This window comes from Planctomycetota bacterium (assembly GCA_016207825.1).
Taxonomy (GTDB): Bacteria; Planctomycetota; MHYJ01; order JACQXL01; family JACQZI01; genus JACQZI01.
This window is the reverse complement of sequence record JACQZI010000027.1, coordinates 18,080-43,177: the sequence shown is the minus strand read 5'-3', so window position 1 is coordinate 43,177 and position 25,098 is coordinate 18,080. Positions and strand designations below refer to the sequence as shown.

18 protein-coding genes are annotated in these 25,098 nt (G+C 44.3%); 7 read left to right on the top strand and 11 right to left on the bottom strand.

The features are described 5' to 3' along the window. Positions 1-177 precede the first annotated feature (177 nt). Positions 178-2,022 (bottom strand): trypsin-like peptidase domain-containing protein, encoded by a 1,845-nt coding sequence (locus HY811_09855; GenBank protein ID MBI4835106.1) that lies wholly within the window; start codon positions 2,020-2,022, stop codon positions 178-180. Next, positions 2,019-2,354, bottom strand: coding sequence for a hypothetical protein (locus HY811_09850; protein ID MBI4835105.1), 336 nt, complete (start codon positions 2,352-2,354; stop codon positions 2,019-2,021). The genes HY811_09855 and HY811_09850 overlap by 4 nt, the downstream gene beginning before the upstream one ends. Positions 2,355-2,626: 272 nt before the next feature. On the opposite strand from HY811_09850, the gene HY811_09845 reads away from it, so the two are divergent. The 6 genes from HY811_09845 to HY811_09820 all read left to right on the top strand — a co-directional run bounded on the left by HY811_09845 (position 2,627) and on the right by HY811_09820 (position 6,671). Next, complete coding sequence (locus tag HY811_09845; protein MBI4835104.1) at positions 2,627-3,247, top strand: sigma-70 family RNA polymerase sigma factor; 621 nt, start codon at positions 2,627-2,629, stop codon at positions 3,245-3,247. Further along, the gene (locus tag HY811_09840; GenBank protein ID MBI4835103.1) at positions 3,210-3,725 is read left to right on the top strand and encodes a winged helix-turn-helix domain-containing protein; all 516 of its coding nucleotides are present in this window, start codon (positions 3,210-3,212) and stop codon (positions 3,723-3,725) included. The genes HY811_09845 and HY811_09840 overlap by 38 nt, the downstream gene beginning before the upstream one ends. 28 nt (positions 3,726-3,753) lie before the next feature. Further along, positions 3,754-4,737, top strand: a complete 984-nt coding sequence (locus HY811_09835) for a fibronectin type III domain-containing protein (protein MBI4835102.1) — start codon at positions 3,754-3,756, stop codon at positions 4,735-4,737. A gap of 36 nt (positions 4,738-4,773) precedes the next feature. Continuing rightward, positions 4,774-5,112 carry a hypothetical protein gene (locus tag HY811_09830; protein ID MBI4835101.1) on the top strand — a complete coding sequence of 113 codons (339 nt, stop codon included), beginning with the start codon at positions 4,774-4,776 and terminating at the stop codon, positions 5,110-5,112. A gap of 63 nt (positions 5,113-5,175) precedes the next feature. Further along, on the top strand, positions 5,176-6,231 hold the full coding sequence (locus HY811_09825) for a hypothetical protein (GenBank protein MBI4835100.1): 1,056 nt from the start codon (positions 5,176-5,178) through the stop codon (positions 6,229-6,231). Positions 6,232-6,365: 134 nt separating this feature from the next. Beyond that, positions 6,366-6,671 (top strand): hypothetical protein, encoded by a 306-nt coding sequence (locus HY811_09820; GenBank protein MBI4835099.1) that lies wholly within the window; start codon positions 6,366-6,368, stop codon positions 6,669-6,671. A gap of 688 nt (positions 6,672-7,359) precedes the next feature. On the opposite strand, the gene HY811_09815 is transcribed toward HY811_09820, so the two are convergent. From HY811_09815 to HY811_09805, 3 genes are all read right to left on the bottom strand, one after another. Further along, positions 7,360-8,553 (bottom strand): hypothetical protein, encoded by a 1,194-nt coding sequence (locus HY811_09815; GenBank protein ID MBI4835098.1) that lies wholly within the window; start codon positions 8,551-8,553, stop codon positions 7,360-7,362. Between the two features lie 316 nt (positions 8,554-8,869). Next, the gene (locus HY811_09810; protein MBI4835097.1) at positions 8,870-10,018 is read right to left on the bottom strand and encodes a hypothetical protein; all 1,149 of its coding nucleotides are present in this window, start codon (positions 10,016-10,018) and stop codon (positions 8,870-8,872) included. Between the two features lie 11 nt (positions 10,019-10,029). Continuing rightward, the gene (locus HY811_09805; GenBank protein MBI4835096.1) at positions 10,030-15,585 is read right to left on the bottom strand and encodes a hypothetical protein; all 5,556 of its coding nucleotides are present in this window, start codon (positions 15,583-15,585) and stop codon (positions 10,030-10,032) included. Here HY811_09805 and HY811_09800 point away from each other — a divergent pair. Further along, positions 15,584-15,853 (top strand): hypothetical protein, encoded by a 270-nt coding sequence (locus HY811_09800; GenBank protein ID MBI4835095.1) that lies wholly within the window; start codon positions 15,584-15,586, stop codon positions 15,851-15,853. The genes HY811_09805 and HY811_09800 overlap by 2 nt on opposite strands. A gap of 565 nt (positions 15,854-16,418) precedes the next feature. On the opposite strand, the gene mscL is transcribed toward HY811_09800, so the two are convergent. The 6 genes from mscL to HY811_09770 all read right to left on the bottom strand — a co-directional run bounded on the left by mscL (position 16,419) and on the right by HY811_09770 (position 25,093). After that, entirely contained in the window at positions 16,419-16,868 is a 450-nt protein-coding gene (mscL, locus tag HY811_09795) for a large conductance mechanosensitive channel protein MscL (GenBank protein ID MBI4835094.1), read from the bottom strand. A 33-nt stretch (positions 16,869-16,901) separates the two neighbouring features. Next, complete coding sequence (locus tag HY811_09790; protein MBI4835093.1) at positions 16,902-17,849, bottom strand: hypothetical protein; 948 nt, start codon at positions 17,847-17,849, stop codon at positions 16,902-16,904. 85 nt (positions 17,850-17,934) lie between these two features. Further along, positions 17,935-19,611: a hydroxylamine reductase gene (hcp, locus tag HY811_09785; protein ID MBI4835092.1), complete on the bottom strand. Its 1,677-nt coding sequence runs from the start codon at positions 19,609-19,611 to the stop codon at positions 17,935-17,937. 51 nt (positions 19,612-19,662) lie between these two features. Further along, positions 19,663-19,791: a YHS domain-containing protein gene (locus HY811_09780; protein MBI4835091.1), complete on the bottom strand. Its 129-nt coding sequence runs from the start codon at positions 19,789-19,791 to the stop codon at positions 19,663-19,665. A gap of 200 nt (positions 19,792-19,991) precedes the next feature. Then, entirely contained in the window at positions 19,992-23,438 is a 3,447-nt protein-coding gene (locus tag HY811_09775) for an efflux RND transporter permease subunit (protein ID MBI4835090.1), read from the bottom strand. Positions 23,439-23,440: 2 nt separating this feature from the next. Next, complete coding sequence (locus tag HY811_09770; GenBank protein ID MBI4835089.1) at positions 23,441-25,093, bottom strand: efflux RND transporter periplasmic adaptor subunit; 1,653 nt, start codon at positions 25,091-25,093, stop codon at positions 23,441-23,443. Positions 25,094-25,098: the final 5 nt, after the last annotated feature.

Here is a 25,098-nt window from a genome sequence, read left to right as displayed (position 1 = left end):
ATCAATCGGTAGCCCCCGCAACGAAGTGAAAGGGGAGAAATGCGGAGTAGCAACGACGCCCCCGAAGCGATAGCGCAGGTGGGGCACTACGGTGATTGAATAAAATAAGGGGCGTCCGCAACCCCTTTGATTGGGACGCCCTCTTATCAACCTATCAGCTTATAAACGTTTCCACGTTTACACCTGACTGACTTTTACCTCCAAGAACAACTGTCCGTTATCCTTGATAAAGTCAACGTGGCTTGCTCCGCCTGGAGTAAAGCTTTCCAGCCCTAACATCGGGTCAATCATCCCCTGAACAAGCGAGTTCAAGAGGGTATTGACTTCCGTTATGACCGGCATCCCCATTCCCGCATGGATGATTGTTATCCCTCCCTGAATCAGGCGAGCGAATAACAAAGACCTGAGCGAATTCCTCTTTTCCATCGTGGTGACGTTAAAAGGTTCGCTCGCGGCAACGTACTGGTCAGCGGCTCTCATCAGCCCTTTGGCTTTTGAGTCGCCTGATAACCAGAACACCGCTATCCTTGCCGGACCGGATTCCAATGCCTTAACGCCTGTCAAGGCAAGCGTGGTTTCGCTTAACCTGTCGGCATAAGCATCTTTGGAAGCCTGAACTTTGTCTTTAAACCTCTTGGCGGCGACGCCGTCAACGTTCTCAAACATATATTCAAGATTCTTCAGATACCTTGCCCATGCCTGCTTGATTTTATAAGCCTGTGTGGCATTTATCCTGTTCTTGTTTTTGCCTTTACGGCTGATAAAAGCAGGGTCAAGCACTTTCCGGAATTCCTGTTCCGCAGGTTCGGCAATCCGTGAAAGATAGGTGATTTCATCCGGGATAGTCGTCTTAATGCGGTCAATCAGCTTGTCCGCATTGTTGGACAGACCATTCGCCCAAAGTTCAGCCATCTTAGGCACGGCAGTCGTCAGCGGGTTTACGGCCAGCTTTATCCATAGTTTTACTGTACTCATGGTAGTATCCCCGAAGGTCCCGACCCTACAGATTAAACATGTTCGGTCGTCCCGGCCGAAGGTGCCGGGGCCACTTCCTGTTTCTGTCGGGTAGGGATACTTCATTAATTTATCTATCCGCCGATACATCTCCCTTCCGCGCATGCTAACGGAAAGACACCTCGATGCGTCTGATTGACGAACAGAAGAACTGAGGAACGGAAAAACGGAAGAACTATTTAATGTCCTTTCGTCCTTCGGTTCTTTAGTCCTTTGGTCGAGGAAATTGTATATTTCCGAGATAGGAACTATTCCCGCCATGGTAGTTATTAACTGGTCGCCATACAGCCTGACCCACACAGCAATACCGATTAACTCATATTGGTAGGCGTTCCCGTCATTAGACGGGACGGCGCTTCGCTTCGCATATACAGGCCCGCCCGAATTCCCAGGTAGAACAGGTGCAGAGACTTCCCAAGAATCGACCGCTAAGGCGCAAAGATGACCAAAAGAAGGCCTGGGGTCTAATCCTAAAGAACATCCAACCACCCAAACTTCTGCAAATAGATATGGCTTGTAATCCCTCTTTGCCAACTTCGCTGGATAAATCTTTTCACCACTAAGGTCACAAAGAACACGAAGAAGGGCTAAGTCTTTGGAAGTATCTGTCATTACTACGGATGCCGTAATTATGTTAAATGTAGAATTATCGTAATTGTAAAATGTAACTTCAACTTTGGCGTATTTCCCCACTACATGAGCAGCCGTTAATATGTAAGTTTCTTTTGAACTATTAAGCTGTTGAACTATTGAACTCGGAATTACAACCCCGCTTCCGCATCCCGTCAGCGTTTCAATCATAACTGTAGGTGCAAGCATTTCATCGTATTCCTTTTGATATGGGTTATTGGCTTTATCCATTGGCTTTATAATGGTAACGCCGGAAGGAAGTTCCGCAGGCTTAGTCGCCCAGGCGGTAACTCCGATACATAGGATTCCTGTAATAAGTATTATCAGGAGCCTTCCAACTTTTAACTTGCTACTTGTAACTTGTAACTTTGTAGTCATACCTCACCTCTCATTCTGGCTTCCCAGTAGTCTTCCATCTCCGCGCGGAATTCCGGAGACCAGACCTCCGGGTTAAAGCCTGCTTGTTCAGATAACCTGCGTTCTGACCATGACAAAGGTCCGCCTGTCCCCTCCCGTAAATTCATCCTGGTATATTTATGCTGTCTTGGGAACTCTCCTTTGTAGCAATACCGGCAATAACCTAACGTCCGGGCTGTTTGGTTAACCAAGCTGTTACCGTTCGGTAACGGTTTCCCACATAACTTGCACCCCTGTTTGTTTTTGGTTTCGTTTTCCATATCTTTACCCTCACTTTCATCACTTTTCTTCATTGTTACTCATCCCCTTGCATATCCTAATTCCAAAACGAGCCTCTTGTGACAGGAAATCTTTTAAGAAGGGCAAAATTTATCAGATTTGTGTATAGCGACCTTGATGTGTTGCCAAATTACTTTACACTTTTTGACACTCCCTTTACATGAATTGGCAGGGGAACACCTGTGAAAAGCTTTATTTAGGAATAGAAGTGCGTTAAAATCGTCTTTAGCGGTATTTTGTCACTTGGCACGATAATTGCTTACTAATCTGTTGAAGGAGTCTATATATGGTAACGGACGGCAGGTCGGATGAGGAGTTATTAAAAGCAAATTGCATGGAAACCCTGTTTAGCCGTTATTACGAACCTGGCTGGAACTATATCCGCAGCCAAAGCTGGTATCGGGACAAAGGATTTATAGATGACCTCGTCCAACAGGCATGCCTGACCGCGCTGGAAAAGCTTAATAATAATGAATTCACCCCTTCCGGCGAGGGCTCTTTCAAGGCATGGTTTTACCAGATATGCCAGAATGTCTGCTGGATTGGGAACAAAAGACATCGCCACCAGCCAAAATCATTGACTGAAATATATACCGAAGAACTGCCTCTGGATATAGCTGATTTAAGGCCGCACCCTAAGAACTACGACCGCGAGATGGAAAGGCTTAAGAAAATCCTGGCTCAATTGCCCGAAGAAGACCGGCAACTCATGCTCCTCATGGCCGGGCAGGAACCGGGCAAGATGGCTTATGAGAATATCCATAAAACCCCGCCTTTTGATAAATACGAACTGCCAAATCTGAGGCAAAAAGTTTGCCGTTTGCGCAAACTTATGCTACAATTATTAAGAGAGATAAAGGAGAAGGAAAATGGTAAAGAAGAAAAACCAATGCCAGGCAACGGCTGAATGCTCGGAAATGGAAATGGATTTGACCGATTACGTAATGGGCGATACGACCTTCCTGACCAGGGAAAAAGAGGAAAAACTCTTTGCGCATCTAAGGGTCTGCCCCAAATGCAGGCAGGACCTCTTTGACTGGGAAGATACCTTCGGCATGCTGGTCAGCAAAGTCCACCACGAAAAGCTGGAAACCAAGCAGAAACTGGATGCCTTAAAGAATATGCTTAAAAAAGAATTCCTGCCTTCTAAAGTTAAAGAACTCATTACGATTGATAAAATAGGCGAGACCGCGGGCGATATCTGGAAATACCTGAAAAAGAACGGGGCGACCAGCCTGACTGATTTGCCGGAAAAGATAAAGCGCGACCCGTATTTAACGATTCTCTCTGCCGGATGGCTGGCGCGGGAAAAGAAGCTCAAGATAGACGCGCAGATAGTCAATCTGACGGATGCGGAGCGTAAAAACACACAGTTGATGATATAGGAGAGGAAATATAATTAGGCTATAGAGTATGCTCAAAATAATAAAAATAATTACGGTTATTTTATTATTAACTACTTTACTTACTGTAACGGGCGCCGGCGCTCCAAACGATGACATAATTATCGGGTCTTCCGGCTCTAATAAAACGACTTCAAGAGCAAATGAATTCTCAAATCTCTATCTATTGATACTGGAAAACCATATTCCAGCTGCCCCTACTGGTTTACATGCCAATGTTGTATCTGCCTCTGAAATCTGCCTGACTTGGACGGATAATTCGAACAATTCGGAAGGGTTTATTGTAGAACGCAAAACCGGTATGAACGGTAAATACGAACAAATAGTCCAGATTTTCCAACCCAAATTTTCCGATGGCAGTCATTATTGCGGGCCGGTTTCGTCTGAAGATGATGGGATTGCTACCGAAACCACGTATTATTACAGGGTGCTTTCCTACAACAAAAAAGGGAATAGCAGTTATTCCAATGAGATAAAAGTATCTACTTTATTAGCCACTCCGTCAAATCTGGTTGCCACGCCGATTTCGCTTTCCCAAATAGATATCAAATGGCAGGATAATTCCAAGAGCGAAGATGGCTTTATTATAGAACGCAAGCTATGCTATGGCAAGTTCGAGAAAATTGCCACGGTTCCTTCTAATGCAACAAGCTATTCAGATACCGGCCTTCAAGAGGACACACCTTATTTCTATCGGGTTAAAGCCTTTGATGAACAAACCGGTAGCGATTATTCGGGAGAAACTAATGCGAGTACTCTTAAGCTCACCGTTGACTACCTGAAAAAGGTCGTAACCAAATACTTTGATGAGGGGTCAATAACTAACTATGAGGTATACCAGGCGCTCATATCAAAGCTAACCTTAGCGAATGAATCAGCGGCAAAAGGCAATTTAAATAATTACACTAAATACCTGGAAGAATTCCAGGCGATAGTCAAAAAAGAATCCGGGAAGTCAATTACGGGACCCCTAATGACAGAGGACAAAAAATAACTCCCTAAAAAACCACCAAAAGGAACAAATAAGCTTATGCCGAAACGAAAATCGGAATGGGAAGAGCTTGATGCGTGGGCGGTGATGCGCGAACGAGCGGATACCCTATTGAAAAAGCTCTACAAATTGACTACGCGAACCGCTTCCGAGATATCTAAGGGAACCAAGATAGATATGGATTTAACCCAAAAGGCGCTGGATTATCTGGTTGAACAAGGTAAGATTAACCGATTTGACGATGCGCCGGGATATGATAAACCGGTTTATGGCATCTCTCCTGAAAAAGATAAGATAGCAACATCTAATGCGGATATGGAGTTAGCCGAGCGGGTAGTCTGGCATTGCTTGGGCAAAAAAGGGCGGCTTGTGCCCTGACCGATAAGGAGCAGAGAATATCTAATAGACAGAGGAAGAAAAGCAGAAAATAGGAAGTGTGCGATGAATAATGATATTACATATACCCAAAAATTAATTTATATCAACGGGCTTAATTCTGCTATTGGCAATGTTGATATTGGTCCATTTGTTATACGCAAACTTTCTGAACATGAGCTAGCAAAAATATTTAGGGCTAAAAAAGTCAGTCAAATTATTAAGTGTTACGAAGATGGTTCTAAGGAATGTGTAACATCTGAAGCTATAACGCCAACCGGATTTGTTAAAGAAGCCCGATGGGATGATCAGCATGCAGAAACGATTAATATCTTATCTAAAGCTTGGTGTGTTGAGATTAAAAACGATTCTGGCTGGGAAACACTATCAGGTTTACATGCGTTCAGCGTAGGACGCAATCCATGTTCATGGGCAATAATGGCATTATTACGAATGACTCGTTCTGGCTATATAGCATTAGCAGATGAAATTGAAGTCAGATATTATAACAACACACCTACCACAAGTCGATTATGCGCTGGGACACAGTCATTATTACCAGGTGATTTTCATTCATATCTTATAGACGAAGAGCATAAAAACAAACTTATAACCCTAACAAAGCTATTATGGGAATCATTCAAACAATTACCACAAAATCCTCAATCTGATATACTGAATGCTCTTTATTGTTTTGTTCGGGCTCCAACTTCAGGATTGTTTTTTGATGTTATCGTAGATTTATGGACTTGCGCTGAAGCGATGTGTGGAATATCGGAAATGGAATTATCCCATAAACTATGCGAAAAAATGTCGGTTTTATCCATAAAAGACAATGAAAAGATGTATGATATCTTCCAAATATATAAAGATTTATATAAAACACGAAATGAATGGGTTCATGGAAGCGCTAATCTTGTACAACTAGCATATACAAATTTTGCAGAAATGATTGAGCAAATAAATAAATTAGAAGGTATTATTAGAATTGCTCTTATTAGATATCTTGTCTTGCGTCTTATTAAAAATATGTCACGTAAAGAATTACATAAAGAATTGCAGGAAGCCGTGTTTGATTCTCAGAAAAGAGATAATCTGTTAAACGAAGCCCAGATTCAATAAATCCTAAGTAAATCCCGAAATAATACAGCACCGATTCCCAAATAGTTCATTATAAATATTTTTCCATCCCAAATAAATTTAGGTTGAAAATGCTCTAATCATCGGTTATACTTTATATGGATGGATGATGCTATATGGAAAAACGTATCGTCAATTTGTCTCATTACTTCGATGCCGAAAAGGCAAGGCGAGTCCTCATTTCCTATTGGGAAGAAATATATACTGATAGCTTGAAAGACGCGATAATAAAAATAGTGGAAACCGTTTGCATGGCGGATTGTCTGGATATCCGGCTCGACCGCTACTTGAGCGCTTTAAAGGTGGAATACCCGCACCCAAGGTTCGGGGGCAATCCGGTGCCGGGTGATTTATCCGAGGACGGCTATTTCAATCTCGCCTACAGAATATATGAGGAAGAATCCACCCACGGCTGTTTTTGATATTCCACATGGGGGTATCCCCGGGGGGTAGATACCCTACCATCTCCCCCTCCAAAGTCCAACTCCCCCTTACCTGAAAGGCTATTCCACCCACTACACAGACGTAATCCCCCTTCTACATGGACGTAGTGCCCCCTCTATACGGACGGAATACACCCTCTACATGGATGGAATACTCCCCCTATACGGACGTAATACCCCCTTTACACGGACGTAATACCCCTTATAGTCAGATGTAATACCCCCTATAGGCCGACGTAGTCCCCCCTATGTTCAGACGTACTCCCCCTTATAGAATGACGTAATCCCCCCTATAGAAAATCGTATTCCCCCGTGGCACGGAAAGCATCCCCACCCCCTCTGGGGATATTCTCCACCCCCTATGGAAAAATTGATGGTTGGTATTTAATCTAATGGTTTAAATGTTTTTTGGAATGATTCTAATTAAAATCCGGTTTGACATGGGTTAAAACAAAGGATTATGATAGGCGTAAACTATTTCTCTAATGGTATCCCGGACGTAAGTATGTAACCTATTCAGGTGTGATGGACAACCTATTCAAGCGTGATGTATGACCTATTTAAGCGCAATCTATCCCCTATTTGGATGCATTGTATACCCTGCTCGGATATAATATCCACCCTATCCGTGATTTATTTATCCTTTTACCACTCACGGGTATAGTTGCTACTTAGGTTTTTCGGGATTATCCGAACCGCTGTCGGGCTTCTTGTCAGGCGTATCTTTTGGTTTATCAGTATCTGATTGGTCAGGTGAATCTTTGGCATTATTTTGCTTTTCTTTTGTCCTAAATATTTTTAGTTTATTTTTTATTTGGTTAGCTTCTTTAATCCAGCCTTGTTTTGTAAATATACGTCCACTTTCAAGTTCGTTTGCTCTTTTTATTTGGTCATTCACATATCCCTCAATTTGTTTTTCAAGAAATGCTGTACGGTCTTGTTCGCTTTCTTGCATCGTATCAGCCTGTTTAACCCACTTTTGAAGTAAATCGTTAATATGTCGCGTATATTTAAATACCTTTAAAACTGGATAGCGAAGTAACATTTCATTCCATTTAACTATTTGCTCGAGGTATTTTCTCCTGTCATCATTTTTATCCCAAGAAAGGCTGTTAAATAAATTCTTTAGCTGATTAATGCTTTCTTCGGACGGATAAGCCGCAAAGATTTCCAGAAACGAACGAGCAATCGGATAAGAATTTGTATCATCGGGAGTTTTTTCTACGGTTTGCAACATTGTATTTGATATAAGAGCCAAGGAACCGTATTCGGCAATAGCACACCATAATTCCATTACTTGAACTACCTTAGGGTTTTTGACATGCACAAATTCTGGTTTTTCATCTTGCATACTTTTGGCTATCGCATCAAATTTTTCTTTGATTAATTCGTTTATTTCATTGTTTTTATAATTAGTAGTGATATAGACGAAAAGATTTAAGAGCGGTTGCTTTCGTCCGCATACGCCTTTCCATTCCGGCGCGTTTCCGAATGTTAGCTGCCAAAGAGTGTTAATCCCTTCCGTGTCCCATGGTTTATTTAAGATGCTTTTTACTTTTTGAATCTTATCGTCTTCCCATATGAATGCCAAAACATATATTCTAAGTTCGTCTTCAACGCTATTCCTTAAATTAGTAATATCATTCTTTGCGCCTTTCCTCAGTAACTCCGGTCTTGTCATTGCCGGCTGATCAACAAGCGCTTGCTCTTCAGGTGCTAATTTCTGGTCTCTGGTGTCCACCCAAAAACCATAATATTTTTGGTCTATCTCGGCATGAGAGAATGTAAAACAGAAAACAAGTAGCACACCGATTGCTGACACGGTTATAATTCTTTGAACCCAATTTATTCTTTTCATCATACACACCTCCTTTTATAATTAAGGAATTTCCTCGCGGGACACACACCTCGCCTCCTATCCATTTATTTACGCGGTTTATCGGACGCTATTTTCGCAAAACGTCTATCATTCGTAAGGCGCTTCCGCTAACTCGTTTACTAGATGCAAAGCAAGATGAGATGTAAGTATATAATAGGACGGAGAAACTGTCAACGATAAATTAAGCATTAGGGAATAAGGACGATTCAGCTTAATCTTGTTTATCTTTTACCACTCTCCCGCCATAGGCGAGGCTCGCTCCGACTATCGGGGCGGCGGGTATCCCGATTTATCGGGACTACTTAGGTTTTTCGGGATTATCCGAACCGCTGTCTGGATTATCGTCTGGATTATCCTTGGGTTTATCGGTATCTGATTGGTCAGGAGAATCTTTAGGTTTGTCTTTATCTTTTTTACCTTCCTTTTCTTTTTCATTTTTCTGCTCAATTATTTCAGAAAGCTTATCAATAAATTTATTAAGGTCTATTTTAAGATCTATGTTTTCAGCTCCCTCCAGTATCTTTCGATTCTTTTTGATTTCATCTAAACACGCTGATAGCTTTTTGCTTGACCAATATTTTACCCCCTCGCTCTCGATTTTGTTGTTGTGACCAATAAATACATTCAATTGATCCTTATACCCTTCTCCAAGCAATGCATTAAGGCATTTTTCTCTAAAAATATAGGCAGTTGCCATTTTTGCCTTTTGCAGTTGCTCGGTAATTATGATTTGTTTCTTCTTTGTATCGCTTTCCCATACTTTTTCGATATTTAATATAACGAATAAAAGATAATCGACCGCTTTATCGTTTGAGCAATCCGATAGCATATTAATGTTTTCTAAATCCTGGCAAAGTAAATCTTTTAGCTGTTCAATATAATCAAACGCCTGATCGTTGCCAATTTTGATAAATCCTTTAAGAACAGATAGCATTGATTGTTCCTGTATTTTCTCTGATTCAAAATGAGGGCTTTCTGTAATATTACTAAATAATTTAATGGCTTCTTTTTCATTAATAGATTCTGCCGTTACCATTATAAGACTATGAAATATCTCATGATATTTAGGGTGCTCTTGATGTTTTAAATAGCCTTCAGAAAGATATTTCTTTAGAAAATTTTTTACATTTAATAGATTAGTGTTGTTTTTTAGGGCGTTTAAGAAGAATAATTTTTCTCGTCTTTCAGCGAGGATATATATCCATTGATCAGCAATAAAAAACTTTTCTAATGTCGCTACCGTTTTATCATCATTTGATTTTAAGATGTTACTTACGATTTTCTCCGCTTCTTGTTGATCAAACGAAGATGTTTCGATTAACGCAGAAAGTTGTTTTATAGATGAGTTAATATTGTTCTCGTTGTCATCAGTATCATCAGCAACAACAAAACTACAGAGCAAACAAATAAGAATGATCACAATAGTATTATGCTTTAAGGATTCCATGTTTTTTCTCCTTATCTATCTCTAACAAATTGTGATTTTATGGCTATGCTTCCCTGTTCTCCAATTAAATCTTCAGCAACAGGATAAGTCTGCCCGCGACCAGTCATAAGATTCCTCCCATCATTAATAATTAGCGGTGAAACATTACCAATATCATCTGGATGTCTTAAGCGGAAATAATGTCCTATTTCGTGAGCCCATGTATTCTTGATAACATCTAATACGGGAATATTACCGGCCGTATCGCCATCAACAAACATGCAGGGTCTAGCAAAAAGTATATCCCCAGTAGTTAGCTCAGTTGTGGTAAAAGCCAATTCTGATGGGGTATTTGCTGGATTTGTTGCAAGTCCGGGAAATGTAAGCCCCGCTACACCAGCACCTCCAACATTAGCTACAGAATAGATATTTACCACGTTAGCAGAAGCAGACCTGTTTATATTATTAACAATTTGTAATTCTGTTATTTCCTGATTAGTGAGCGCACTAAGTATTGTTCCATCAAAAGCGGTAATAGGCACATTTACTTTAAATACTCCGTTTCCTATGGCGGTTGCTACTACCCCAGAAGGCATATTTCTTATTGTTCTGCTATTTTCTAACTCAAATCTAATACCCAATTGTCGCCAGTAGATATTCATTCTTTCTATCATTCCATCTACTTCTGATTTAGTGCTTACAAAAGTTACTAATCCAGGAGTGTTGATAATATTTACCCTCACCGTTACTGTCCGCTCATTAACAACACGTGATTTAAATTCTGGTGTAATAATTTCATAGCCGTCTATTTCGAGAGCAAATTGAATATCCCCCAATTTGGTTCCTCTGCAGGATATTTCTGTCCCGATATTATTGTAAAAACGTACATCACCAGTGGAACCGCTTTTAATTCTCCATTTTAATCTATCATTGTTAACGCCATCAAAAATCGCAGGAGAAATGCTTTTGATTCGGAATATAGCTTCGCCGCTGCTATCATTTACTATGTAGGCTGGATTTCTAATAGAATTCAACCGATTTAAAGGCGTTGTTCTAGTTGTTTGTTCTATGTATTCTATATTGTAAACAGTTGCTAACACCGTATCTGTTATGGGAACTGGATTATATTGAGGAATAAATTCAAGTTTTATCCGATTCTGAAAACTGACAGTTGTTCCTTCTACTTCTATAGGAATACTAATTGCTTGATTAGCTACAATGGGATGTAAATCGCCAGAGTTGATGAATGCGGATGTATCCGTTCTACTAATGGTTACATTGTTTGGAAAGGTTAATCGCCAGTTGCCGGCTATGATGGAGGATATAACTATTGTTCCTGTTATCGCCCCGCTTTCTAATACAAATGCCCCAGATATTTCCTCATTTATTTCCGGTAGATTCTGCAAATCCAAATCAACTTTAACTACATTTACCAACCATCCGGGCGGTCGGATACCAAAATCATGGCGCGGCAGGTCTTCCCAATAAGTGAAAACTAATCTTCCCCCGACAACAGCCGGAACACCACCGGCAGGTTCATTGGAAGAAGAATCTTGAAACTGAATATTTTCAGTTACCGCGAACATTCCGCTAAGCGGATCATTTATATATTCAAGTTCCGTGCCATTTATTAATATTGGTTCAAGTTCGTTCGCATCCATGTAATTGTTTTTTGTCGGCACTTCTTCCTTGAAAGTGATTGTTTTTCCAGCCGCTCCGGGGGTAAAGCTGAAAGTTTCTATATCTACATCACTGCCGTTAGATGCCAGATAAACCCGGGCATGCACTTTTCCTTCTGTCATTTTGTCAATATCCGTTTCGCCATTAGGAGCATCCTTATTATCAAACAAGCGGATATAATTAGTTGTGAGGCTGTTAATATCAGCTTCGGCATGCACCTCAACCCCAACTACGGTCAAATTTATAGCATCGCTTCTGACCAAGCCTCCACCAGAAAAGATACTAAGGGTAAGAGAGAGGTCTCGAGGTTCTCCACTTAATCTCGTCCCTTCAACCCAAAGTTCGGCAGGCAGATTTTGCGTGGTAAAGTTTGCAACTAGATTATTTTCATCAATAACAGGACCCTGGGTATCTTTTTGTCTAGTTCTCCAGATTCGTATCCTCCCTCCTTTTACGCCGTTTATTGGCTTTTGTTGAAGCATTAATTGGATTGAAGGATTAGGAACTTGTTGTGCCACTTCAGCATACAAGGTCAACTTAACAAGGTCATTTTCATGGTTGATAGCAATATTTTCTTCGTCTTTGTCCATTTTATAATTCTTATTATCATCATCGGCGTTGAAGCCAACAATCGCACCGGGATTAAGCTCTTTTTCTTCGTCTAACCTGTTTCGGGGCGCTTCATAATTATTATCCTGATATTCCTTAAAAATATCGTTACCATCGGTAGCATATTGTAATTTCCAGGCATCTATATTAACGAATGGCGCGGCAATAACCGTAAAATTTTCTATGGGCTTAAACTCTAAACTCCCTATTTTACCAGTAACTTTCAGAAATGTTTTATCTATGCCTACGCTCATTTTTTCGCCAAATACTATTACATTAAGCGGATTGGCAACACTAATAGGTTGTGGCAATTGATTAGGTGCCGTAATCCTGGCATCATCCGAAGGGTCGATAGCGAGTGCCGTAATATTACCAACGCTTGTTGCCGGACCAACCAATTTTACCTTTACATTTTGGGTAACTCCTTGCATTACATAGTCATCATCATCACGAGGTGTATTTGCGAAATCAATCTCTAGTCCAATGACCGTCCCTTCGATAGGTTCAGAGGTTTTGTTTTCACCCAGCATACCACCAGTAGGAAAAAACTCATCATATTCTAATAAAAACCTAATATCTTTCTCAAAATCACTGCCTTTTATCCCTTCGACCCAAAGGCTTTTCCCTAAATCACCTGATAAAAATTGTTCCGGTAAAAGTACTTCTCTTCCCTTTTGCTGGCTTGTCCATACTTTTATTTTATCACTACCCGAGTTGTTGATATTCAATTTAACTTCTCTTCCAACTATAGATGGTATTGGCTTAATCACGAGTTCGACCAAACTTGCATCCGTAAAGCCTGATTCTCCCATATCGTTAACGTTGTTGTTATTATTATCATCATTATTCAATCCGATATATGCATCATTTTCTTCATTTCCATTTACGATAAACTTCAGTTCTAATTTACATACGGCAAATAGTTTGTCAGCAGCCGGTTTAGTAGGATTTGCTTTTTCTATGGTTACTTTCACGTCTTTCCATCCGGTTATATCCGCATCGGTATCGCCTATGGTAACTGTGGCTTTAGCGGTAAATTTGTCTATGAGTTCTATATCACTGACTGTAATTTCTTCAGTTCCGAAAGTAATTTCATCTGGAATCACATCAAAGTAACCGCGAAAAGTCGCTTTTCCTTCTGATGGAATTAATCCGGCGCGAGGGGTAACGCTGTGCAAACTGACTATCATAGTAGTGTTATAATCCGATGCATAACAACCGCTGGAAATAGTCTTTGTCAATGCTTCATCGTATTGGGCAATTTCCGCAAAAAGAACTTTTAATAAGTTCTGTTTATCTTTTATTTGTTCTCTTAAACTTTCCACTTCATCTTTAGCGTTTTGTCGAATAGTCTCTTTTTCTTCCTTGCATTTATCTTCAGATAGATTCCCAGCTTCGAATTGACTCATAACTTCTGCAATATCGCCCCAAGATTTTTCTTCAGTTTCTATTATTTCCTTTTCCAAATCAATTATGCCGAGTTCACCCCCCGTTCCTTTCCATAGTTTTTCTACTTCTTCTGCTTTTGGCCTTCGTTGGCTTAGTATATCATTAAGCTGCCAGATTTTTAACACGGCAATCCATGGCGGGAAACAACCTGAGCCGACATTTATATTTATACCGGCACGGTTATCTCTTACTGGTAATGTTATATTCCTTGTTCCCGGATGAGACGGAAAGAAAACCCTATGATTACCTGTTTCATAAGCAACCGGTATGCCCGGAGGTGGCCAACCGCAGGGAATACCTCGTTCAGAACCAATCTCAAAGGTGGTGGTTCTCTCTGTTTCAGAAACATAGTTTTTACCGTCATCTACCGTCCATGAGCATGGGGCTGGAGGCGGTAGTGGATTAATCAAATAACTCAATTGAGCTAAACCGAAAATTATATGGGAACCAATTTCTAATTCTACACGCCTATCAACCTGATTCATAAGTGTTCTGATAAAGTCATTTATCATGTTTACCGCAGCACTAATATTTCCGTTTTCAATGGCTCTTTCAATCCAAGCTAATCTGAATAGGAAGGAGTAACCAAGCCACCATCTGATTGAACCATCGGCCATGCCTTTTAGTATCAATGCCCGGATGCTTGCCACTGAACAATCAACGTAAAATGTACTGGATTTAGTTGCTTCGTTACCGGCATTGTCTATCGCCCAGACGGTTAAGGTGTTCGTTATCGCCAGAAGGCTGGCAATCTCAATGTTATAGCCTTGATTTACCTCTTTGCCATTAAGAGTGATTTTGCTCGCTGCCACACCTGATTGGTTATCAATTATCATAACATCTATGCTGGTGCTTTCTACTAATCCGTATTTCTTGCCATCCTGGGGCGAGTTGATTGTAATGGCCGGAGGCGTGGCATCAGAAAGTTTTACTCCGTAAGTCATATACAGTTCTGCCGGCAGATGGGGAGAAGCCCCTAAACTCCTCATAATAAAATTTATCACTTCATGGCTTGCATGAGTTATATTATATGTATAGGCAATCGGACCGAATTGGTTGCCCGCGGTTACGCCGGTATCGGTTAATACGGTGCTTCCACCCTGTGTATCCACCCTTTCCGCCGAAGCAGAGTATTCATTTATATTATACATCAATTCGCCATATGCCTTGATAGTAACATCCGACCCAACTGCGGCCGTAACCGGGCCGGAAGCCTGCATCCAGACGTTTTGCCCTTCTTTATGAACGGATTGGTAATTTTCTTCACGCGGGACAACCGCTATCTCCTGCTCCGGCTGGACATAATCAAAATTCAGCCAGCTAAAGTCGAACTGCTCGTGGCGGGAAATCTGAACCGTGACTTTTTCGGCATCTTTTAATCTTAATCCGAGGCGAATGCCTGACCTGGGCGGGACATAAGCACCTGCAGAGCCTGAAAAGAAGAACCGGGCTTCAGAAACTGCCGTGCCGCTGACAATACTGCCGGATGGCCCCTGCGCAGAACCATAAAGCTCGCCTTCCGCTTCCCAGGCGGCTGACCAGGATGAGCCTTCGCTTTGATATGTGTCGTTATCAGGCGAATGGATGTGGTCGTAATAATAAAGTTTTCCGGCGCCGCCCCGGGCAGGGTCTGCCGAAAAAGACATCCACCACAAACCCATTCCGGTATTCCATGTATCATAGCTTTCTTCTATGGAAATAATATCCGCGCCGGTAACTTTGGCCAGGACCGCGCCCCAGTAATAACGGGGTGCTAAATTCAACTGTAATTCCACGTAAACCACATCATCCACGTTTCCCATCAAGGCTTCGGTAATCACGCCGAAATCGTCCAGAGGCGTTGCGACCATGCCGGTAATCTCTTCGGCAGAAGCGCCGACCAGCGTATCTGACGAAAAGGCAAGGCTTTTGAGCGGATTGGTATCAGGCGGTTCGGCTTCGTTCGCCACAGGCGATTGCGGGGCCGTATCCAGGACTAATTTATTATCTGTTATTTCAAGGAGTTCGTTTGTTCCGTCGTTATCAATATCTATTTCCAGGGTAGTGAACAGTTTATCCGGTTTAACCGAATCAGGCATTTTGAAATTAGCCTGTGTATTGAATGCGCTATTACCCTGATTAAGGAGAACCGTATATTCGGAAGTTTTATGCGGATTGAAAAGGATTATATCAGGCCGGCTGTCGTTATTGACATCGGCAACAAAGAAACTGCTGGCATTTTCTGCCAATGTGGTTTGATTGTTTGACTCCGATAAAAGAGGAAAAACAGAGGCTAAGCAAATCGTAAGCAATCCTAAAGCAAACAGTCTTGTTTTTCTCATGGCGTTCTCCTTTATAGACAGATAACGATAAATAGCCCGCCAAAATCTGCTGCTTGCTCAAAGATGCTGAAATCTATTTTGTGTCCAGGCGAATCAATTAATTATTTTTGATTATAGTATCTATCATGGAGTTGTCAAGAGAAAAATTCTATTTGTGGCAAAATATTTTGAATGTCTCTCTGGTGAGAATTCAGGGAATACACCACTCCTGATAATTTTAAATCATTACCTGCCTTGCCATAAACAAATCATGGGCGAGTTTTTTGATGCCTGCGGAGTTTTCCACCTCACGGATAAGGTTCTCCGGAATCGCTTCCGCGCCGAGCAACCCTCCCAGAATCGCCCCGGCTGATTCATGCTAATTATTGTAATGTCGAAGTGCAATGCGGACACTTGACAGCCTTAAGCGGAATCGCCGTAAAGCAATATCCGCAGTCCTTGGTCGTCGGCGCAGTAACCGGTTTGGGCTCTTCTTTCTTCAGGCGGTTTATCTGCTTTATCAGCATGAATATCACAAACGCCACGATGATAAAATCTATAAGCGTGTTTACAAACAGCCCGTAATTTACCGTCACCAGTCCCGCCGCTTTGGCGTCCGCCACGGTGTTTATCGCCTTGCCGGCGGTATCACCGGACAATACCACAAAAAGGTTGGAGAAATCCATCTTGCCCAAAAGCATGCCGATAGGCGGCATCAGGACGTCATTCACTATCGAGGTGATGATTTTACCGAACGAGGCGCCGATGATGATGCCGATTGCCATATCCAGGACGTTCCCCCTCATCGCGAAAGCCTTAAACTCCTTAAACATACCCCGCTCCTTTCTTTATAATACGCAAGATGCTTATTCAGGAAGATTTTGAAGCATCATCTCGGCCGCTTTGGCCATGGGGTCGTCAGGGTAATAGGTCACAATCTGCTTTAATTTCAGCCTGGCAGTTTCCATATCGCCTTTTTGCATTGCCTGCTGGACCTGCTGGAATAATTGGGCCGCGTTTTCCGTCGGCTTGGGGACGTCACCGGCTTTCGGCTCGGCGAAAATCTCATCCGGAATTTTGCCGTTTACTTTAACATCGGAATAGCTGATGGTTATTTTTTTCATATTATCCGGAATCTCCTTGCCATCCATGGAGACTTCCGTCTTGGCCGGCACGGTGAACTTATCCACAGTCGCGTAAGTATTGGTCACTACGGTGCTCGCGCTTAAAGTGGTCGCGGACATCTTGGTAATCAAACCGTCTTTGTATTCAAAATCAACCACGGCTTCACCTTCTTTTGTGGTTATTTTTGACTGCCTTAACACCCATTCTTTGGTGTCTATCATAAAAATCGTTTTAATGAAGCCTAACTCCTTTGCTTTTTTATCGTCTTTGGGGACAATAGTCAGCTGGGTAACCTTGGTGCCGTCTTTCAAAACAGCCGGTTCAGAGGTTATCTTTACATTATCTTTGTTAAAACCAAACATTTCTTTTTGTGTTTTTATCCCCAGTCCGGTAAGCCTTATATACGCCTCAACCATTTGCTTAGCCACCATGGAATCGGTGCCATCGCCTTCGGCCTTTGCTTTAACGCCTTTTCCTTTCATCCAATAAATCATAACATCTGTTTTAGGGGACAAGGAACAATTAGCCTTGGCAGCCAGTGTATCCAGCCCCGGTTTTTCCAGTCCGACATAATTCTTTTCCAGTTGCTCCAAAACCGCGAAGGCATCGTCCTCCGCCATGGTTATCGTTGCATAACCCGCCACAAATACCGCGCATATCGCGGCAATCAATAAGGTTCTGGTATTCATATTTCCCGCTCCTTTCTTTAATCAGATATGAAAACGCCCCGATTTCATATCGGGGCGTTTTAGATTCATCTTACCTATATCAAACTTACGCCTTAATCTTCGCGCCCAAGATGCTGTTTAAGTCTTCCTCGGGCGTGGTTATCGGGGCGATATTGAATTTCTCCACCAGTATTTTCAGGACATTGGGCGAGACAAACGCCGGCAGAGACGGACCCAGCTTAATATTCTTTATGCCCAATGACAAGAGCGTCAGCAGGATGCAGACCGCTTTTTGCTCATACCAGGAAAGCACCAGCGACAACGGCAGGTCATTAACCGTGCATTTGAAGGCGTCCGCCAGCGCGCCGGCAACTTTTATCGCCGAATAGGCGTCGTTGCACTGGCCCATGTCCAGCAATCTCGGTATCCCGTTGATATCGCCGAAGTCCAGCCGGTTAAACTTGAACTTTCCGCAGGCGAGAGTAAGTATCACGCAGTCTTTGGGCACTTTCTGGGCGAATTCGGTGTAATAGTTCCGGACCGGCTTGGCGCCGTCGCAGCCGCCTATCAGGAAAAAGTGCTTTATCGCGCCGCTCTTTACCGCGTCAATCACTTTGCCCGCCACGCCCAGGACGGCCGCGTGGCCAAACCCGATGGTGATATCCTTTTCGTGGCTGTCTTGGGCAAATCCCTTTAACGCCAATGCCTTTTCGATGACTTTGCTGAAATCCTTGGGCGTGTAGTTGGGAATATGGTTTAATCCGGGAAACGCGACCATGCCGGTGGTAAATATCCTGTCTTTGTAAGAATCGCGCGGCTGCTGGATGCAGTTTGTCGTCATCAGGATTGCCGCAGGGACGTTATCGAATTCCTTTTGCTGGTTTTGCCAGGCGCTTCCGAAGTGTCCGGCCAGATGTTTGTATTTCTTCAAGCCGGGATAGGCATGGGCGGGAAGCATCTCGCCGTGCGTGTAAATATTCACGCCTTTGCCTTCGGTCTGTTTTAAGAGCTCCTCCAAATCCACCAAATCATGCCCGGAAACAATGATTGCCGGACCTTTTTTCACCCCCAGGTAAACCGAAGTCGGCTCGGGATTTCCAAACCTTTCGGTATGCCCCTGGTCTAGGATTTCCATGCATTTTAGGTTAACCTTACCCGCTTCCATGACAAGACCGGTCAGCTCATCCGCGGAAAGCGAGTAATCGGCCAGTGCGGCCAGCGCTTTATGGAAAAATGCCGTGACGGTTTCGTCTTCTTTGACCAAAAGCCAAGCGTGGTGCGCGTAAGCGCCGATGCCTTTTACGCCGTATAAAAGCAATTCACGCAGGCTTCTTAAGTCTTCGTTCAAATCCGGATTTTCCCGGACGCCCACTTTAGACCCTTCCGCCAGCATGCCCGGCAAATCATCAGCCGGCTTCCATTCGGCCGCTTTAGGCAGCGTTCCGGAAAACTCCTTGCTGTTCTTCTTTTTATAGGCATCCAAAAACAGCTTCTTTATCTTTTCCTTTGTTTCGTAAGTCTCTTTGACTATTTCTTTAAGCCTTTTTACGTCAAAGTTGACGTTGGTAATCGTGGTGAAAAGGGCGTTCATGACAAAGTAATCGACATCCTTGTCTTTAACGCCGAGCTGGCGGGCGAGTTGCCCGTAGATTCCGACGCCCCTTAAGCCATACAGGATTAAATCCTGCAAGACCGCGGCTTCCGGCTCTTTGCCGCAGACGCCTTTAACGGTGCATCCGGTTCCTTTGGCGGTTTGTTCGCATTGCCTGCAAAGCATGTCCATAATACCTTCCTTTCTATTTATAATAATTTAAATCATCTCTCCTATGGAGCTTCACTTCTTCGTATATTTTTCCGGGTCTTTGGCAAAATCATCCGGGCAGCCATCGCAACAGAAATAATAAATCTTACCCCGGTATTCAGCGGAAAGCGTGTCCTTGGTCACCTTTATCTTGCTCCCCATCACCGGGCAAGCCGCCTCTTTCCCTATTTCGGCCTCGGTTATCGTATGTGGAAGCACTTTTGCGTTTTCGTCTGCCGTGGGCACCGTTGTGGTTGCCGTTGTTTCAGCCGCCGGCGAGGTCTCCGGCTTCTCCGGTTCGGACTTATTGCATCCCGCAATAATTACCAAGCAGGCAATTGCCATGCCTATCACTATATTCCTCATGTTTTTCTCCTTTCCTTATTCTTATATTTTATTTCCAGATAAATCGCGTAGTAAAGCGGTATCAAAAGCAATGTATGGATAACGGAGGTAACGAGCCCGCCCATCAAAGGCACGGCCATCCTGAGTAAGGGTCCCCCTTCCGCGGCGCTCGTCCAGAGCAAGGGCAATAACCCGAAAAAGCTGGTCGCCACGCTCATTATTTTCGGGCGGACGCGCATGACCGCGCCTTCTATCATCGCGGCATTTATCACGCCTTTGGTTATCGGGATTCCGGACTTTATTTTCTCTTCCATTGCCAAATCCAGGTAGACATGCATGATTATCGCGGTCTGCGAAGCAAAGCCTGCCAGGACAATGAATCCGGAAACAACCGCCAGGCTCATATTAAAATCCATTATATACATATACCAGAATCCGCCAATCAGGGAAAACGGCAGGGTGATAAGCAATATCAGCGTCATCAGGATGCTGCCGACCGTAAAATAGACGATGATTGTAATTATAACCAAGGTAAGCGGAACGACTACCAAAAGCCTTTTATTGAGCGCCTCCATATATTCGTATTGCCCGCTGAAAGAATAATAATATCCGGCAGGCGGTTTTATTTTGCCTTCAAGGAATCCTTTCACGCGCGCCACATAACTTCCTACGTCCTGCCCTTCTTTAAGAGTAATATAAACCACGCTTACCGGGATGGATTGCTCTGTTTTTATGGAGGAATATCCGTCCTTAAAGACGATATCCGCGACGCTCATCAAGGGAATATTCTGTCCGCCGGAAGCAGAAACCAAGACCCTTTTGAGTTCTTCGATATTATCCCTCATCTCCCTGGGATACCTGATATTTACCGAGAAGCGGTAAGGGCCTTCGACTATCTCCGAAATATTCATCCCGCCGATGGCGGTTTCGATAATATCCTGCACCTCTCCCACGCTCAAGCCGTAACGGGCGCATTCTTCGCGCTTGATATCAAATGTAACATACCCCTGGGTAAACCTTTCCCCGATGGCGCTCTGTGTGCCGGGGTCGCGCTTTACCGCGGTCTCTATTTCCTTGGCTATCTCCTGCGCGATATTGATATCCGGCCCGAAAACCTTGATGGCAACCGGAGTTTTTACGCCGGTGGAAAGCATGTCTATCCGCGTTTTTATCGGCATGGTCCAGGCATTGACAAACCCGGGGAATTTCATCTCGGATTCCATATCATCGGACATAAGCTCGTAGGTGGAGGCAACCGGGCGCATGGGGATTTCGGAAACAGGAAGTTTCAAGTTAGAGGCATCAAACTTGATGTTTTCAGCCCGGAGATTTTCCTTGATGGCATTAATAAGCTCTTCGTTTATTTTTGCGGGGAGTTCGTCTCGGATAATCCGTTCCAGCTCGGCTTGCTGCCCGGAAGAAGAAACAATCTTCAGCCTGATAAACTTATTCAGCCTGAAGAGCGCCATGTTCTCCGTTTCGCGGGAGATTCTTTTGAGCGTTTGTTCATCCAGCCCGCTCGAAGCCAACGCGTCTTCAGCCAGGCCAAGCAAATATCCTTCTTTTATCTTGCGGGCAAGCCACTCATCGCGGGGCTTCAAGGAAATGGTCGTCTCCACCATTTCCAGCGGCGCCGGGTCGGTCGCGGTCTCCGCCCGGCCGGTTTTGCCGAAGACCACCGCTACCTCAGGGAACATCTTGATAATCTGGTCCTGCCGCTGTAACGCGTCCTGCGCCACAGTGACGGAAATTCCCGGATACGACGTCGGCATATAAAGGATATCACCTTCATCCAAAGGCGGCATGAATTCCGAACCAATCTTCTGGTAAGGGATATACATGGAAAGCAATCCGACAACCGCAATCAATAAAACCGTTTTGCGGTATTTAAGGCAGAAATTAAGTATCGGGAGGTAAAGATTAATCAATCCGCGGTTGACCGGATTTTTCTTCTCCGGGATAATTTTGCCCCGGACGAAATAGCCCATCAAAACCGGGATAAGCGTTATCGTAATCAGGCATCCGCCGGCCAGGGCAAATGTCTTGGTATAAGCGAGCGGCTTAAACAGCCTTCCCGCCTGCCCGTCCAGCGCGAAGATAGGCAGGAACGAAACAACCAGAACCAGTAACGAGCCGAAAATTCCAGGGCCGACTTCCTTGGCCGCCTCGGCAACCAGTTCCCAATGATTCTTGCCAGCCTGGTTTTTTTCCAGCTTCTTATGCAGGTTTTCCACGAGCGAAATAGCGCCATCCGCCATATCGCCCAGCGCGATGGCAATCCCGCCCAGGGACATAATATTGGAATTTACGCCCAGGAAATACATTATGATAAAAGCGATGAGCGTGCCGATAGGCAACGCCAGCCAGGAAACCAGCGCGCTCTGGATATGAAAGAGAAAGATGATGCAAACCAACGCCATCATGCCGAGTATTTCTTTCAGCTGGTCGGAGAGCGTCTTAATACTGCGGTTAATCAGCGCCGAGCGGTCGTAGACCGGCTTTATCACCACGCCGGCCGGCAAGCCCTTTGATATTTCGCTTATTTTCTCTTTTACATTATTAATCACTTCGCGGGCGTTCTTGCCGAAGCGCATGACGACGATTCCGCCGACCACCTGCCCTTCGCCGTTTTTCTCCGCGATGCCGCGGCGCATTTCCGGACCGATTACAACCGCCTTGGAGACATCACGCACGAGTATCGGCAACCCATTGCGCACCTCCACCACGATATTTTCCAGGTCGCCCAAGGTCTTGATATAACCTATCCCTTTAAGGAGTTTTTCCCTTTCCGCGACTTCCACCGAGGCGCCACCGGCGTCATTATTGCCGGATTTAATCGCTTCCGCCACGCGAGAAAGCGGGATATTCAAAGAGAATAATTTCGCCGGGTCGATAATCACCTGGAACTGCCTGGCGAAGCCGCCGATGGAGGCGACCTCGGCGACATCAGGCACCGTGGTCAAAGGATACCGGACATACCAATCCTGGATGGCGCGCAATTCGCCCAAATCGTATTTACCGGAAGTGTCTTCAAGGGTATATTGATAAATCCAACCGACGCCCGTGGCATCGGGCCCCAGTTGGCTCGTTACGCCCTCAGGCAGCTGCCCAGCAATGGTCGAAAGATATTCCAGGACGCGGCTGCGTGCCCAGTAAATATCCGTCCCGTCTTCGAATATCACGTAGATGAGCGAGTAGCTATACATGGAAAACGCGCGCACGACCTTGCTTTTGGGAACGGCGAGCATTTTGGCTGTTATCGGGTAAGTGACCTGCTTTTCTATGGTTTCCGGGTCGCGCCCTTTCCAGGTCGAATAAATAATTACCTGCGTATCGGAAAGATCCGGGATGGCATCAATCGGCGTATTGATTACCGACCAGACGCCCCAAACAGTCAGGAGCGCCGCTCCGAAGAGCACAATCGCCCGGTGCTTAATCGATAAATCTATCAGCTTCCTTATCATATTTAATGGTTATGTTCCGAATGGTCCTGTTTTTCCCCGGCTTTCGGATTCGGCACCAAATTCATCCCACACTTGGGGCATTTACCGGGCTTATCAGAGATTACATCGGGATGCATCGGGCAGATATAAGCATCCTTTTCTGCCGGGTTTTCCTGTTTCACCGGCTCCTTTTCCGGCGATGGCGTATTCGGCACCAGATTCATCCCGCATTTGGAGCACTTGCCGGGTTTATCCGAGCTTTCGCATTTCATCGGGCAAACATAGGCGTCGTTTTCATTAAACGATGGTTTTACATTCTCATGGGAAACTGTTTTATCCTGCGCGGGCAAATCTTTAAGAAATCTCTGGAGCGCGCCCTGAATCTGGCTTTCCGCATCCACCAGGAAATTGCCGCTGGTTACGATTATATCGCCTTCTTTTACCCCGCCCAAAACCTCGTGATACCTCTGCATGCCCTGATGGAAAGGCAAAGCGCTTTGTTCCGAGTAAATAAAATCCTTGTCATAAAGCCACTGCGCCCCCAAAGAAACAAGCGTGGGGGTAAACACCCCGGCGCCGTCCGCCATAAAAACAATATTTCGTTTGCCGGTATAGACCACCGCGCTTTCCGGAATAGCAAGCTTTTCCCCGAAAGCCGCTTTAATCCGGGCGTTGGCAAACATCTCCGGACGCAGTTTTAAATGCGGATTCGGAATGGTAATCCGTATCCTCATCGTCCGCGTTTCCGGATTGACAAAAGGATAAGTAAATTCTATCCGGCCGCTGAATATTTCTCCGGGAAAGGCCTTGGATGTTATTTCCGCTTCCCGGGCTGAATCTTCCGCGAGCAAAGGAATATCCTGCTCGTAAATATCCGCGTAAAGCCAGACATTGGAAAGATCGGCTGTTTCAAAAAGGACATCGCCTTCCTTGACGTATTGCCCTTCCACAATATTTTTGGTTATAATTGTCCCCTTATTCTGGGAATAAATCGTCAGATGATTTTCCACCTCACGCGTCTTTTCCAGCTTGCTGACCTGTTCCGGGGTGATTCCCCACAGCAGCAATCTTTGCCGGCTCGCCTCGACAAGCTCCTCGGCGCTTTTCACAGTTTCCTTGAATTCACTTGCCCGGACACTTTTAAGCGTATCGAGGGACAAAAGATATTCCTTCTGCGCGGAGACCAGCTGCGGACTGTATATATCAACCATAGCTTGATTCGGCTTAATAGTTGCGCCGGTAAAATTGACATAAATTTTATCCACCCTGCCGTCAACCCGCGCGCTGACCGCGTAACGGGCGCGTTCGTCGTAATCTATTTTGCCGATAGCATCCACGGTTTTGACCAAACCCCTCTTTTTAACCGCTTCCGTCCTTATCCCGCCGATTTGGACCTGGCGGCCGGAAAGGGTGATGCTCGTGGCTTTTTCCTCTTCCTTGCCGGATTCCTTTTTAACCAGGCTCATCCCGCAGATAGGGCAATCACCGGCAGAAGGAAGGTGTATTTCCGGATGCATCGGGCAGGTATAATAATAACCCGCTTCCAGGGCTTTGGGCGAACCGAAAACCCAGTTCCACCCGGCAATAAATCCGTCCCTGGCCTGCGGGACAAACACAACAATCCCGGCAAGAGCCACGATAAGAATTATAAAAATAATCAAACCTTTTTTAGACATACTAC

Bases quoted from the DNA above. Each gene is read 5' to 3' on its own strand.
- HY811_09855 (MBI4835106.1), bottom strand. From the start codon at position 2,022: ATGACTACAAAGTTACAAGTTACAAGTAGCAAGTTAAAAGTTGGAAGG.
- HY811_09850 (MBI4835105.1), bottom strand. From the start codon at position 2,354: ATGAAGAAAAGTGATGAAAGTGAGGGTAAAGATATGGAAAACGAAACC.
- HY811_09845 (MBI4835104.1), top strand. From the start codon at position 2,627: ATGGTAACGGACGGCAGGTCGGATGAGGAGTTATTAAAAGCAAATTGC.
- HY811_09840 (MBI4835103.1), top strand. From the start codon at position 3,210: ATGGTAAAGAAGAAAAACCAATGCCAGGCAACGGCTGAATGCTCGGAA.
- HY811_09835 (MBI4835102.1), top strand. From the start codon at position 3,754: ATGCTCAAAATAATAAAAATAATTACGGTTATTTTATTATTAACTACT.
- HY811_09830 (MBI4835101.1), top strand. From the start codon at position 4,774: ATGCCGAAACGAAAATCGGAATGGGAAGAGCTTGATGCGTGGGCGGTG.
- HY811_09825 (MBI4835100.1), top strand. From the start codon at position 5,176: ATGAATAATGATATTACATATACCCAAAAATTAATTTATATCAACGGG.
- HY811_09820 (MBI4835099.1), top strand. From the start codon at position 6,366: ATGGAAAAACGTATCGTCAATTTGTCTCATTACTTCGATGCCGAAAAG.
- HY811_09815 (MBI4835098.1), bottom strand. From the start codon at position 8,553: ATGATGAAAAGAATAAATTGGGTTCAAAGAATTATAACCGTGTCAGCA.
- HY811_09810 (MBI4835097.1), bottom strand. From the start codon at position 10,018: ATGGAATCCTTAAAGCATAATACTATTGTGATCATTCTTATTTGTTTG.
- HY811_09800 (MBI4835095.1), top strand. From the start codon at position 15,584: ATGCCGGTAATCTCTTCGGCAGAAGCGCCGACCAGCGTATCTGACGAA.
- HY811_09805 (MBI4835096.1), bottom strand. From the start codon at position 15,585: ATGGTCGCAACGCCTCTGGACGATTTCGGCGTGATTACCGAAGCCTTG.
- mscL (MBI4835094.1), bottom strand. From the start codon at position 16,868: ATGTTTAAGGAGTTTAAGGCTTTCGCGATGAGGGGGAACGTCCTGGAT.
- HY811_09790 (MBI4835093.1), bottom strand. From the start codon at position 17,849: ATGAATACCAGAACCTTATTGATTGCCGCGATATGCGCGGTATTTGTG.
- hcp (MBI4835092.1), bottom strand. From the start codon at position 19,611: ATGGACATGCTTTGCAGGCAATGCGAACAAACCGCCAAAGGAACCGGA.
- HY811_09780 (MBI4835091.1), bottom strand. From the start codon at position 19,791: ATGGGGAGCAAGATAAAGGTGACCAAGGACACGCTTTCCGCTGAATAC.
- HY811_09775 (MBI4835090.1), bottom strand. From the start codon at position 23,438: ATGATAAGGAAGCTGATAGATTTATCGATTAAGCACCGGGCGATTGTG.
- HY811_09770 (MBI4835089.1), bottom strand. From the start codon at position 25,093: ATGTCTAAAAAAGGTTTGATTATTTTTATAATTCTTATCGTGGCTCTT.